Genomic DNA, 13,182 nt, shown 5'->3' with positions numbered 1-13,182 from the left:
TTAATGAAGGGCGATATCCATCAGTTTGGACACATTCCGGTTCCACGAATAGTCACGCTGGACACAGGCCCTTGCGGCCTGTCCTAACGCGACCCTTCGCTCGGGGTCATCCATAAGGGACAAAATAGTCTCTGAAAACCCTTTGGGGCTGTCGGCCACCAGAACGTGCTTCCCGTGTGTCACCTGGATCCCCTGAATCGCCGCAGGTGTCGTCACCACGGTCTTTCCCATGGCCATGGCTTCCAGGACCTTGTTTTGAACCCCCCTTGCGATGCGAAGGGGAATGACGCAGACATCGGCTTCCTGGTAATAGGGGCGAATGTCTTTGACAAAGCCTGTCACATGGACATCGTCCATGGCTGAAAGCTCTGTGACGGTTGGAAGGGGATTGCTGCCGACGATATTGAACACGATGTCCGGGTGTCCCCGTCGAACCTCCGGCAGGATATCGTGGCAAAACCACCGGACCCCGTCGACATTGGCATAGTAATCCATGGCCCCGGCAAACATCAGCGTGGGTTTTCCGTTAGGTTCTGAAACGTCGCGTTCATGCTCAGAAAAATAGTCGCTGTCCACCCCGTTGGGGACGACGAATATCCGCTCCTCATCCTTTGACAACTCCTTAAACAAAGACGCCTCGTGATCTGAGACAAAAATGGAGCGATCAAACATCCGGTGTATCTTTTGCTCATAACGCAGCAGGCGCAGCCCTTCGTTTTTATACAATGCATTCAGTGGAAATTTTGTCTTTCCCGCATACTGGACCCACTTGTCCGAATCCACATCGCAAAAATCCATGATCAAGCGCATGGAGCCGCCCTTTGTGGCGATAAAATCATCCTCCAGCAGGTACTGGGCCATGGGGGAAGAGAAACAGATCACCGCATCGTAGGGCGTCTCCCGGGTCCAGGCGTTGAAAATCCGCTGAAACCTGCGGCGATAAAAGTAGCGCTCGGAAATGGTCGCCCCCTTCAAAAAACTGCACACCCCGTTGACCTTGGCTTTGAGAGTGTTCAGGGGAAGCACCGCCACCTTCCGGCACAAAGCGGAAAGTTCTTTCCGGTGCTTGAGGTCCCGCCGGTCGTCGGCAAGGCAGATCAAGTCCACCTCGTGGTTTAAAGCAAGGTGCCGGATGGTGTTGTAGGACCTGATTTTATCCCCCTTGTTGGGGGGGTAGGGAATTCTGTGGGCAAGGTACAGGACGCGGCTCATGGGCTCCACCTGGTCAAAAAAGAAAGGATAATATGACCTTCTATGGTTAAAAAAGCGTGCCTCCGGCGGCGAGGTGAGCCACCTCGAAAGCATATTGCCCTTGTGGATCTAACCGCACTGCCGCCGGAGACATTGCTTTTTGGGCCGATGTTACCCATAGAAGTCATTGGGCTCTCAGACAAGATACTTGGACAGCATGGGCCCGGCCACCCGGGTTGCCTGAAGAGGCATGCGCCGCCACATCTCGATGCGCCTCTGGTACTTGGGGTTGGCCGGGCTCAGGTCGGGCATCTCGCCCACATCCAGGAGGTGGTACTGGTACGCCAGGGGTTCCGGCTCAAAGCCCCAGTTCTTTTTGAAATAAAACGAACCTGTCCCCTTTTTACTGCGGCCGAAGTCAAAGCAGTGGCACCCTTTCCAGCTGGCGTCCCGCATGAGCTCCCAGTACATAAAATCGTTGGGGGCCAGGTGCCTGAGCCGGAAGTCCGAGCCCGCATAGTAGGGGATCACATTGTTTTTGTAGTAAAAGGTGAGCACCGCAGAGGCCACCCTGCCCTCGGGGGTCCGCACCACCATGATGCGGGCATTTTCCCCGCAGCAGGAGAGAAAATTGGCGAAGAACCGCTTCTGGAACACCGGGGTGCCCAGCCTGTGGTAGTTCTTGGAGAGGATATCGTAAAACTCGTCGAGGAGATGATCCCCGAACTCCGAGGTGAGCCCCATCTTGATGCCCTTGCGCACCATGGCCCGTGATTTTCTGGGGATGGCCTTCAGGTTGTCATCGTCGCTGGAAGAGATCTCTTTTTTAAAATTGTAATAGAGATCCTTGGTGGGCAGGTCCGGCATGCCGTGGCGGTTTCGAAACTCCACGTAGTGACACCTTGTCTTTTTGGCAATCCTGGCTGATTCATCCAGGAGTTTTGCCGTCACCTCCTCCGAGTCGGCAATGGGCCCCCCGGTTTCGGCAAAGGGTGTGGAAACCACAAAGTGCCCGAACAAAAGGCTCTTAATCTCAAACAGGGGCAAAACGCCCACGATCCTGGCCTCTTCGTCTTCGGCTATCAGGTACCAGGACCGATGCCCGAAGGTGGTTTCTACCACGTGTTTCCACGACACCAGATGAAAAAAGGTGCCGTCGGCGTGGGCGTTGACATACCGGTCCCACCGCTCTTCATCCCCGGGTTGAAAAACCCTCACCGTTACCATGCGTGTTCTCCCCTTTCCCGTCTGCAAACATCACCCCCTGCCATCACGCGCACCGTTGCACGTCAGCGCGTCCTTCGCCGGTCACCTCGTTCAGATAGCTACGGCATCCTGTGAACCGGCTCCCTTTCAGCCCGCTAAAACAATGGATCAGCTTTCGGGCCGTTGCCCCAAGGTTGACATAGTGCCTGAAGGCATACTGGGCCGATGCCCCCTTCACCCTGGGCTGACCGGGATCCAGCTCCCAGGGGTGGGTGTAAAAGACAAAAGCCCCGTCCCGGTCCATCTGGCGGCGCATCCCCGCCACATAAACCGGCGCCGGGATCATCCTGAAGTACCCCCCGCCCCCCCAGGGGATAACCTGGCCTGCTGCCGTCAGGTTGCTGACAGGCATCTCATAAAACGAGTCGTCAAGCTCAATGGCAATGCCCCTTCGGGGATAGCCCGAGACATCCAGTCTGCCGTACCGGCCGTGCCGGTCAAAGGAGTTGTAACTGGAGTCGTAGCGGTACCCGCACTCCTGAATAAGGGACAGCACCTCTTTGTTCACGGCAAAACTCGGAGCCCGATACCCCTGCACCGCCTCTCCGATGGTGTCCTCCAGAAGCTTTCGGCTCCGAACCAAATCTTCCCGCAAGGCCTTTTGGGTCTGCATGGCGGGCAGGTGATGATTGAACCCGTGGGAGGCGATCTCATGGCCGCGGGTGTGAATCTCCCGAACCAGGTGGGGATAGCGCTCGGCAAGCCAACCCAGCACAAAAAAAGTGGCCTCCCGCCTTTCTTCTCCCCCGTCCAGAAGATCGAGGAGCCGGTGGATGTTTCTCTCCACGCGCAATTCCCGGTGCGGCCACGACTCAAAGGGAATCCACGGCTTGAAGTTCTCCACCTGAAACCAGTCTTCAACATCCACGGTGAAGAGGAACGCCCGAGGCCGCGAGGGCCTCCGGTCGGAGGTAAAATGGGTTACAGCAACCGGACAGTCCATGATACGGATCCATTCACCTGTCTAAACATTGATTTACAAAATAGAGAAAAAAAAGCGCTCCCCCAAAGGCCACCAGACCTGAAAGATCATGCATCGTCCCTTTGGCCGTCTCCGGGCTGACGTACACGGCCAGCAGCCCGGTTGTCGTCAGCCTGACCACATTCACCAGCACGGCAATGGGAACCGAGGACAAAAACAACACCCATTTTTTCCAGGGAGACAGGGAGGAAAGAAAAGCAAAGGCAGCGCCCAGGGCCAAAAGGCTCATGAGGGACCGGAGCCCGGAGCAGGCGTCCACAACCTCTAAAGTGGTGGTGGCCAGCTGAAGGACGTTGCCTTCCCGAAACACGGGCACACCCAGCAGGGAAAGTGCCTGAGCCGCTCCGGAAGCTGCCATGAGCTGAAGGGGAAAGGCGATCTTGTTCCAGATAATGGTCGGCAGGGGAATCATGAACATCAGGTAGCACAGGGGTACGGCCAGGGCCCTTGCCCACTGCCTGCCCAGGCAAAAGAGGATCACCCCGGCCAGGGTAATGAGCATGGAACATCGCATCACAAAGAGCTCGGCACCTATGGTTCCCACCCAGAAGAGCAGCAACCCGCCCCCCAACACGGCCAGCCCCAGGTTCCAGGGGGTGACGGGAAGGGCCCTGAGCCGCTCTTTGTCCCGCCAGACAAGAAACCCGGAGATCAAGGGCACGAGGTACCCGTGGGAAAAATTGGGGTTGGTGCTCCAGTCCGTGGTGAGTTCGGTGAGGGTCCCTAAGTACAAGAAACCGAAGGAGGCCACAAAAAGCGCCCCGTAAGCGAAGCCCACCGCCTTGGGATTGGTTTGTGTCAGTCTATGAAGGAAGGTATGCATGAAGAAGTGGCGCCAGGTCTTGGGCAAAGGATTTCAGTGTTTGGGTGCTGGCCTCGACATCCCCGTCCCGCACCGGGGAAATGAGCCGGACAAAGGAGCCGTCGGTACGCCGTTTCAAAATGGAGTCCACCACAAGATAGATTTTCTGCATGTACTCCGAGGAGATGATCCGCCCCCGGGACTGGAACCAGTAAAGCACCACGTTGCGCTTCCCGCTGTTTTCCACCACCAGGCGGATCACCTGAAAAGGGTCGGCCGCATCAGGGCCGGGAACCTCTTCCAGGGACGACTCGATGATGGCCCAGCCCGATCCGGGCATGCAGTTCTTGGGAGAATGGATGAGGTCCCCCTTTTTCTGGCTGTGGTAGTACCCGATGTAGAGCTGGACCAGATCGCCCCGGGGGGTCCTGTAGTTGCTCAGGATGGAGTCGTCCACGCCCAGGGTCCTGTAGACGGCCTCGTCAAAGCGCCCCTTCTCGCCGGACCACGTCCCGATCTCCATGGGAAAGGACTCAAAGGACTGTTTTAAGGGCACGGCCTCGGTGACATCCAGGGCCCTTATGAAAAGGGCTGAGCCAAGCATGAGCAGGGCAGCCAGGCACAGGCGCCCGTGGGGAATTCTTCTTCGGGCAGGCTGTGTCATAGAGCCTTCCCGGGCCTTAAGGCAGCCACATACCAGTCCATGGCCTCTTCAAGGCCTTGCCCGATGCGATGGGTGGGCAGGTATCCCAGAAGGCGCTCTGCCTTGGAGATATCTGCCTGGGAGTGCCGCACATCCCCGGCACGGAAATCCCGATACACAGGCTCGGGCAACACCAGATCCTTTACCCGGACAGACAGGCTCTCCCGGATGGATCCGAAAAGACTGTTCAAAGAGGTGCGGTCCCCCACGGCCACGTTGACCACCTGGCTGACGCTCTCTTCCAGCTCCGCAGTGGCGGCCAGAAGGTTGGCCTGCACCGCGTTTTTCACGTAGCAGAAATCCCGACTGGTCTCGCCGTCACCGTTGATGTGGACGGGCTCCCGGTTGAGGCACGCGGCAATCCATTTGGGAATCACCGCCGCATAGGCGCCCTCAGGGTCCTGGCGGGGGCCGAAGATGTTGAAGTAGCGAAGCCCCACCGAAGCCGTGCCGTAGGTTCGGGCAAAGACATCGGCGTAGAGCTCGTTGACATACTTGGTGACTGCGTAGGGCGACAGGGGCCTGCCGATGGTCTCCTCCACCTTGGGCAGACCCGGATGGTCCCCGTAGGTGGAGCTGGAGGCTGCGTAGACAAACCGTTTCACCCGGCTGTCCCGGGCCGCCACCAGCATGTTGAGAAACCCGGTGTTGTTGCTGGCATGGGTTGCCAGGGGGTCTTCGATGGAGCGGGGCACCGATCCCAGGGCAGCCTGGTGCAGGACGTAATCCACGCCCCGACAGGCGGCAAGGCAGGTCTCCGGGTCAATGATGTCTCCCCGGATAAGCTCAAAGCGGGCCCACTGGGCCTTTGTCACCAGGGACTGCACCTCCCGGAGGTTTGCTTCATGGCCCGTGGAAAAGTTGTCCAGCCCTACCACGTGCTGGTCCAGTTTCAGCAGGGCTTCCAGGAGGTTGGATCCGATGAACCCGGCCACCCCGGTGACCAGCCAGGTCCGCGGCGTCCCTGCAAGCTCCTGTTCAAGGCGTTCAAAGGGCGTCATGATCACAGCCTCGCGTCCACCTGGTCTGCCGGAAACAGATACTTGATGTCAAAGAGAAGGTGCTGCCCTTTGCCCAGGGCCCGGATGGCGTCGATGCCCATCTCCCGGAAGGCATCGTGGGCAACGGCCAAAATCACCGCATCGTAGCCACCTTTCACCGGCTCCTTCACAGGGGTGATCCCGTACTCCTCTTCGGCCTCTTTTGCGTCGATCCACGGATCATACACCGACACCTCGGCATGGTACTCGGAAAGCTCCTGGACCATGTCCACCACCCGGGTGTTGCGAAGGTCCGGGCAGTTTTCCTTGAAGGTGAGGCCCATGATAAGCACCGAGGCGCCCTCGACCTGGATCCGCCGCTTGATCATCTGCTTGACCACCTCGGAGACCACGTAGGCACCCATGCCGTCGTTGATGCGCCTGCCCGCAAGGATAATCTCCGGATGGTAGCCGATCTCCTGGGCCTTGTGGGTCAGGTAGTAGGGATCCACCCCGATGCAGTGCCCCCCCACCAGGCCGGGGCGGAAAGGGAGGAAATTCCACTTGGTGCCTGCGGCCTTGAGCACCTCCTCGGTGTCGATGTCCATGCGTTTGAACATGATGGCAAGCTCGTTGATGAGGGCGATGTTGAGGTCCCGCTGGGTGTTCTCGATGACCTTGGCCGCTTCTGCCACGCGGATGGAGCCCGCCTTGTGGGTCCCTGCGGTGATCACCCTGGCGTAGAGGCCGTCCACGAACTCGGCGGCCTCGGGGGTGGAGCCGGAGGTGACCTTGAGGATGGAGGTCACCCGGTGTTCCTTGTCCCCGGGGTTGATGCGCTCCGGGCTGTAGCCTGCAAAAAAATCGGAGTTCAGGCGCAGGCCCGAGACCTTTTCGATGATGGGCACGCACACCTCTTCCGTGGCCCCGGGATACACCGTGGATTCATAGACCACCACGTCGCCTTTGCCGATCACGCGCCCCGCAAGCTCACTGGCCGCCTCAAGGGGGGTCAGATCCGGGCGCTTGTTCCCGTCGATGGGGGTGGGCACGGTGACGATATACACGTTGCAGGACTTCAGGGCCTCCGGGTCCGACGCATAGGAGAGGCATGTGGCGCCGGCCAGCTCCTCCGGGGAAACCTCCAGGGTGGAGTCCTCTCCCCCTTGCAGCTCTCGGACACGCGCGTCGTTAATGTCGTAGCCCACCGTCTCAAACAGGCTGCCAAAGGCCACGGCCAGGGGAAGGCCCACATACCCCAGGCCAATCACGGCAATCTTCATCTCTTGTTCAGGAATCACGGTTCACCCAGTTCGATTATGTTGTTGGCATTGTGAAAGGCAAGAAAAGGTCCCTTGCCCTCAGCGTGTATAGACGTTCAAAGTCAGGATGATGCTGTTCTCGTCGTACTCCTGGTCATTGAGGGTCGATCGCCTGACGCGGTGGCTGCCTTCAAGCCGGACCACGCCCCATTTCCTGATCTGACGCTGGCCCCCTACCGTCAGGGTGAGGGTCACGTCGCGTCGGTCCTCTTTTGCCGGGCGATTCTCCTGGTAATCGTCCCCCCGCACCTCGCACTGCCCGTCCAGGCTCCATCCCCTGGCCGGGAGGTAGCTCCCGGTGACAAGGCCGGTGGCATAGGTGGTAAACCCCGGAGTATCAAAGTCTATATAATCCTCATCGTGGCCGGTTTCAAGGGAGGCCGTCAGGCTCCCCCGCGGCCAGGTTTTCTCTATCTCGGCGGTGCCCACCAAAGAGAACTCGCAGGTGGTGTCCCCGCCTTCTTCATCCCGGATCAGGACCCCTGCGCCCAGATCGTATCGCCCATGGGGCCACTCCCCGGCCAGCCCGGCATAGGGGTTGACGGTCAGGTAGTCGGTTCGCCCGTCGCTGGTATACGTGGAGACATCCACCTTGCCGAAGAGCCGCTTGATGGCGCTCACTGTCTGCTCTACCTCCAGGCTGGCCCATCCCTGCCTGTACGATGCGCTCGTATCGTACCACCCTTTGGCATAGCGCCCCTCAAGGATGGCTGCCCGATGGTCCCCCGCCATTGTCCGAAGGGCGACCTCCCCTTCGGCCTCACGGCTGTCCTCGGAAACGCTCCTGCTGTCGTAGTCCAGGGAGCGGCCGGTACACGTCACATCAAAAAATTCATCCCGCCCTGTTTTCCGGTGCACCGTAAGGCTTGACGAGAGGTTTGTAACGGGCAGGCGTGAGGTCCCCTCCACGGGCTGCTGGTCCGAGGTTCCCTCTTCGCTGCGCTCCAGCCGGGTGTTAAACAGAAGGTCCACACGCCGGGAAAGGTCCGCAGCCACCTCCAGCTCCGCTTCATGGCCCGCCTGATCGAGTTCCGGGTTTTTCCGGTACCAGGTATAACTCGGCCGGTAGGAAAGGGTGGCGGAGTGCCGGTGTCCGCCATGGGCTACATCCATCCAGGGCAACAGCCTGAACAACACATCAGAGCTCCCGCCGGAGGGTTCAAGAAAGAGGTTGTCGTTGTACTCCACCTGGGAGGTGACCCCCACCTGAACCTCAGCCCAAGCTGCTGGCCGAAGCCACGCCCCGGCCGTCCAGAGCACGGCAGCCAGGAGAGCACGGATGAGCACCGACAATCTTTCCGCCCCCCCGGGTAAGGCGCCCACCATCTCACGGGACCACAATGGTGTCGTCCGCCTGGATGACGAGGTTGCCCTTGAGGTCTTTTCCCGAGATGATGTCGAGATAATTGACGGGAATCACCGTGTCCTTTCCCTCCCCTCGCCTGAGCACGAAGATCTCCTTTTTCCTGGCCCACTCGGTGAAGCCTCCGGCCAGGGCAAAGGCCTGGAGCACGGTGAGTTCCTTGGTCAAAGCGTATTCCCCGGTCTGGGCGATCTCTCCCAGGATATAGAACCGACGGCTCCGCGCCTCCTTAAGAAGCACCGTCACCACAGGAGACTCGATGTACTTGCGCAGGACAATCTCCAAGTGGGCCTTGAGCTGGCGTGGGGTCTGGCCCTGGGCCCGGATGTCGTTGACCAGGGGCAGGGTGATCTTCCCGTCCAGACGGACCACGATGTTTTCCACCGTAAAATCCGGTTCCTTCCAGACCAGGACATCAATAACATCCCCATAGCCCAGGGTATAATTTTTCTCCTCGTCCTTGCCTTTCGGGGCCGCAAAAACCGTTTTTCCGGCCGATGACGCCAGCATCAGCACCATCATCATCACCGCCACAAGCCGACCACAAGACATAGCTTCGCCCCTCGGGTTACATGCCCCGCTTTTTTTCCCGTTTTGTCGCGTCACCATCATCTTCAAACCAACCGCCTGACAACATCTCTTCCGATACGGCCCCGTGGCTGACCGCTAGCGGGCGCCCACCCCAAAAAGGACCGTTCGGATGGTGCGGAACACAATGACCACGTCCATGAAAATGCTCATGTTCTTGATGTAGAAGAGGTCGTAGTTGAGTTTTTCCATGGCATCTTCCACGGAATCCCCGTACTCGTAGCGCACCTGGGCCCACCCGGTGACCCCGGGACGAACGATGAACCGCTCCGCGTAATAAGGCACCTGGGCTTCCAACTGCTCCACGAAGTGCGCCCTCTCAGGCCGGGGTCCCACAAGGCTCATGTCGCCTTTCAGCACGTTGAACAGCTGGGGCAGCTCATCGATCCGCCACTTTCGGATAAATCTGCCCACCCGGGTCACACGGGGGTCTTCCCGGCTGGCCCACACCGGTCCGCTCAGGGCCTCGGCGTTCTCCACCATGGACCTGAACTTGTAGAGCCTGTAGGGTTTGTGGCGAATCCCCAGGCGATCCTGGGAAAAAAGGATCGGGCCCCGGGAATCCCATTTGATAAAAAGGGCCGTCACCAGGATCAGGGGAGAAAAAAAGAGCAGGAGCGAAACGGAGGCCACCAGGTCTTCCAGGCGCTTGACCATGTTCCGAACCCTGCTTTTTCTAAAGCCGTTGGAAAAAATCAGCCAGGTGGGGTTGATGGAAGAGACGAGGAATTTTCCCGTGAGCATCTCATAGAAGGTGTTGCCTTCCACCACGTCGATGCCGCTGACCCGGCACAGCAGGAGCTCGTCGATGGGAAAATTGCCCCGCTTCTCTTTCAGGGCCACCACGATGCGCTTGACGCCGTTCTCCCTGGCACGGACCGCCAGGCCCTGACAGGTATCGATATGGGGGGCCTTCACCGAGGAGATTCCCTCCAAAGGACGCGGCGAAATGATTCCCTTTACACAATACCCGCAGTCGATCTCGGTCTCGGTCTCCCGGCAGATATCGATGGCCAGGTCGCCGTCCCCGATGATGTAGATACTCTGGCTCAGCACACCGGACTTGAGCAGGTAAACATAGAAAAACCGCCAGATGGACAGGATGGTCACCACCACCGGAATGTAGATAAAAAAGAAACGCGTGCCGATGATGGCCTGGCTGAACGCCGCATAGAACAGCGCCAGCAGGATCATGGCCGCGCCAAAGGATTGAAACAGCTTAAAGGCAAGGTCTGTGTACCCTTTTGTGTCTTTCAGGCTGTAAATGTTGTTGCAGTAAAGGCAGAAAATACAGGTGGAAACCACAAGTCCCGCCTTGAGGGAGAGACCCGAAAGGTCCCCTGCCCCCTGCCCCTCCACAAACAGGGCCGAGGCCAGCAGGATACACAGGTAAAGGAGCACGCTTTCAAGGGCAATCAAAAACAGGTTGCGAATGGTATAGTACCTTCTGAACACTTCAATCATGTCAATCCACATCCACCATCTATGATCCGTTGATTCGTAAGACAGCCCCGATGGTATCGGGGACTTCCGATGTCACGAGGGAACCCGCAGGCCCCTTGCCGGGAGAGTTCATGGGAACACGACCCGGCCAAAACCATAAGAAAAGAGTTTGCACTTCCCGATGCAAAGGCCTTACCCGTCGCTGCTACCGCTTTTTCCGTAGGGATAATTCCTGTAACCGTACCCCACGCCAAAGGGAGCCTTGTGCCTGTTCAGGACAATGCCCACCACCCGGGAGCGGTCCAACCGCTCCAGCAGGTCTGCCACAGATTTTTTCAGCGTCTTGTCGTTTCGCACCACCACAATGATCCCGTCCACGTGCTTGGCCAGGGCAATGGTTTCCGGCGCAAACAAGGGGGGCGGAGAATCGATGATCACGTAACGGTCCTCATAACGCTCCCGGACCTCACCAATCATGCGGGTCATGGTGGAGGAGGTGATCAGCTCCGACGGATTGGGCACGCCTCCCCCCGCCGGAAGGACGGACAGTTTGTCAATCTCGGTATGATAGATCACCTCTTCCAGGGCGCATCGGTGATTCAGGTAGTAATCCAGCCCCGGAACCTGCGGGGAGAGGGAAAAATAGGCGGCCATGGAGGGGTGCCTCATGTCGCTGTCCACCACGAGCACATGGTTGTCCATGCTGCCGGCAATGGAGGCCGCGATGTTTGCGGCCACAAAGGTCTTGCCCTCCCCCGGCACCGCGCTTGTCACAAGGAGCGTCCGTATCTCGCGGCCGTCGGCCGGAAACATGATGGAGGTCTTGACTGCGCGGAACTGCTCCGCCCCGAACCCCCAGGGGTCGAACTGTGCCACCAGCGTTCCAGGCCCTCCGCCGCCCTGCCCCGCCCCCTTGCGGGGAACTGCTTTCCGAAATATGCCCATGGGCTCACCCCTTGATGTATGCCAGGCAGAGAAACACCCCCAGAAGAGAAACCGCCATGGCACCTCCGGACAGGGGAACGATGCGCTTCCAGAAGAGGGTTCGGCCCCGCACCGGGCCGGCGACTTCCGGGATGGTGGCGATCACAGGCACTGACGTCGCCGACTCCACGGCACGGACCCCTCGAAAGGTCTGGAAGAGAAACTCCAGGAGCCCCACCACCCCGCAGCCAAGCCCCAAGCCTGCCGCCAGGACAAAGAGCACGATTTTCTTCATGTCCGGCTCCACGGGTTTTTGCGGCACCCGCGCCGGGTCGATGATGCGAAACTGCTCGCCCTTCTGTTTCTTCTCCATGTTGACGGCAATCTGGGCCTCCAGCTGACGCCCCAGAAGGGAGTGATAGGCGCTGCGGATGTTCTCGTAATCCCGCTGCAGGGAGAGGAGCTCCTGCTCCCGGCGAGGGGTGTCCTCCACCCTCTTTTTGTACACACCGATCTGGGCCTTGAGCTGTTTGACCTCTTTTTCCTCGGCGGCCAGCTCGGCCAGGATCTCCTGCCTCTGGCGTTCAATCAGGGAGGGGCCCCGGGGCCTTGCCGCCGCCTCCGGCGGGGTGTCCCCTTCCGGGGCGTCATCGGGCGTTGCCGGCTGCTGCTCCAGGGCGGCAATGGCCGCTTTGAGCCGACGGACATCCGGGTGCCGGGCCGTGTAGCGTTCCAGCCCCACGCGCAGTTCCTCTTTGAGGCGCTCCAGCTCACCGGCCTGAGGGCCTGCGCCGGGGTCTCCGGCAGGCCCGGGGCCTTTGCTGATCTTCTGGCGCACGGCATCCAGCCGGAGTTTCGTGGCCCTGACCTCTTCACGGGCATGGGGGAGGCGCTCACTCAGCGAAGCCAGGATGCGCAGGTTGCTGTTCAGCTGCTCAGGCAATCCCCCCATGTACCGTTCACGGTACTCCTTAAGTTCCGTCTCGGTCTTGACCAGCTTCTTGCGCATGGTCTCCAGCTCATCCTCCAGAAAGGAGTTGGTTCCCAGCACCTGGGTCTCCCTGAGCTTCAGGTTCTCATCGATGATGTAGGACGCAAGGGACTGGGTAATCTTGGTCACACGCACGGGGTCGGTGCCCTTGTAGGTAACAGCAAAGGAATCCGCATTGCGATTTCGCCCGTTGGTTACCTTAAATGAGATGCGACGACGAAGGGTGTCGATCTTGTCTTCCATATACATGTCTTGTGATCCATCACTGGAAAACAGGTTGAATTCGTCGATTATTTTTTCAAGGTTTGTCCGGCTCTTAATGCGCTGAGACAGCGTACTGACCCGTGTATTGATATCTTCGGCGATGATATTTCGCACGACATCCGGCGGTAATCTCTGTGGTTGGACCAGAATCACCGTGCTGGCCACATAATACCTCTGGGAGCTGTAAATAAGATAGATTCCCGCCAGGGCGGCCATCGTAAGAGGGATCAGCAGGACCCAGTACCACTTGACTACCATCCCTGCGATAAACTCAAAATCAATATTGATATTACTACTCGATTCCCCCATCAAACCCCACACATAGTCATAGTAGAAGACAATATCGAGTACATGAAGATTAAC

12 protein-coding genes are annotated in these 13,182 nt (G+C 58.9%); all 12 read right to left on the bottom strand.

Features of this window, described 5'->3' with window-relative positions; translation table 11 throughout:
• Positions 1 to 1,212 (bottom strand): TIGR03087 family PEP-CTERM/XrtA system glycosyltransferase, encoded by a 1,212-nt coding sequence (locus MSL71_RS09855; protein WP_180139626.1) that lies wholly within the window; start codon positions 1,210 to 1,212, stop codon positions 1 to 3.
• A gap of 174 nt (positions 1,213 to 1,386) precedes the next feature.
• Positions 1,387 to 2,418: a FemAB family XrtA/PEP-CTERM system-associated protein gene (locus tag MSL71_RS09850; RefSeq protein WP_180139623.1), complete on the bottom strand. Its 1,032-nt coding sequence runs from the start codon at positions 2,416 to 2,418 to the stop codon at positions 1,387 to 1,389.
• 43 nt (positions 2,419 to 2,461) lie between these two features.
• A complete protein-coding gene (locus tag MSL71_RS09845; RefSeq protein WP_180139620.1) occupies positions 2,462 to 3,400 on the bottom strand; it encodes an XrtA system polysaccharide deacetylase in 939 nt (312 codons plus the stop codon).
• A 13-nt stretch (positions 3,401 to 3,413) separates the two neighbouring features.
• Positions 3,414 to 4,262, bottom strand: a complete 849-nt coding sequence (xrtA, locus tag MSL71_RS09840) for an exosortase A (protein WP_180139618.1) — start codon at positions 4,260 to 4,262, stop codon at positions 3,414 to 3,416.
• Complete coding sequence (locus MSL71_RS09835; RefSeq protein ID WP_246317762.1) at positions 4,243 to 4,905, bottom strand: exosortase C-terminal domain/associated protein EpsI; 663 nt, start codon at positions 4,903 to 4,905, stop codon at positions 4,243 to 4,245. The genes xrtA and MSL71_RS09835 overlap by 20 nt, the downstream gene beginning before the upstream one ends.
• Positions 4,902 to 5,945, bottom strand: coding sequence for an SDR family oxidoreductase (locus MSL71_RS09830; RefSeq protein ID WP_180139615.1), 1,044 nt, complete (start codon positions 5,943 to 5,945; stop codon positions 4,902 to 4,904). The genes MSL71_RS09835 and MSL71_RS09830 overlap by 4 nt, the downstream gene beginning before the upstream one ends.
• Before the next feature lie 2 nt (positions 5,946 to 5,947).
• Positions 5,948 to 7,225, bottom strand: a complete 1,278-nt coding sequence (tviB, locus tag MSL71_RS09825; RefSeq protein ID WP_281374467.1) for a Vi polysaccharide biosynthesis UDP-N-acetylglucosamine C-6 dehydrogenase TviB — start codon at positions 7,223 to 7,225, stop codon at positions 5,948 to 5,950.
• Positions 7,226 to 7,285: 60 nt separating this feature from the next.
• Positions 7,286 to 8,533 (bottom strand): outer membrane beta-barrel protein, encoded by a 1,248-nt coding sequence (locus MSL71_RS09820; protein WP_180139612.1) that lies wholly within the window; start codon positions 8,531 to 8,533, stop codon positions 7,286 to 7,288.
• A 40-nt stretch (positions 8,534 to 8,573) separates the two neighbouring features.
• On the bottom strand, positions 8,574 to 9,161 hold the full coding sequence (locus MSL71_RS09815) for a polysaccharide biosynthesis/export family protein (protein WP_180139609.1): 588 nt from the start codon (positions 9,159 to 9,161) through the stop codon (positions 8,574 to 8,576).
• Between the two features lie 114 nt (positions 9,162 to 9,275).
• Entirely contained in the window at positions 9,276 to 10,661 is a 1,386-nt protein-coding gene (locus MSL71_RS09810) for a sugar transferase (protein ID WP_180139606.1), read from the bottom strand.
• A 171-nt stretch (positions 10,662 to 10,832) separates the two neighbouring features.
• Positions 10,833 to 11,585, bottom strand: coding sequence for a CpsD/CapB family tyrosine-protein kinase (locus tag MSL71_RS09805; RefSeq protein ID WP_180139603.1), 753 nt, complete (start codon positions 11,583 to 11,585; stop codon positions 10,833 to 10,835).
• A 4-nt stretch (positions 11,586 to 11,589) separates the two neighbouring features.
• Positions 11,590 to 13,128, bottom strand: a complete 1,539-nt coding sequence (locus MSL71_RS09800; protein WP_180139600.1) for a GumC family protein — start codon at positions 13,126 to 13,128, stop codon at positions 11,590 to 11,592.
• Positions 13,129 to 13,182: the final 54 nt, after the last annotated feature.

Source organism: Desulfoluna butyratoxydans, from assembly GCF_900699765.1.
Classification (GTDB): domain Bacteria; phylum Desulfobacterota; class Desulfobacteria; order Desulfobacterales; family Desulfolunaceae; genus Desulfoluna; species Desulfoluna butyratoxydans.
The sequence above is the reverse complement of the archived record's forward strand: the minus strand, read 5'-3'. Positions and strand labels throughout refer to the sequence as shown.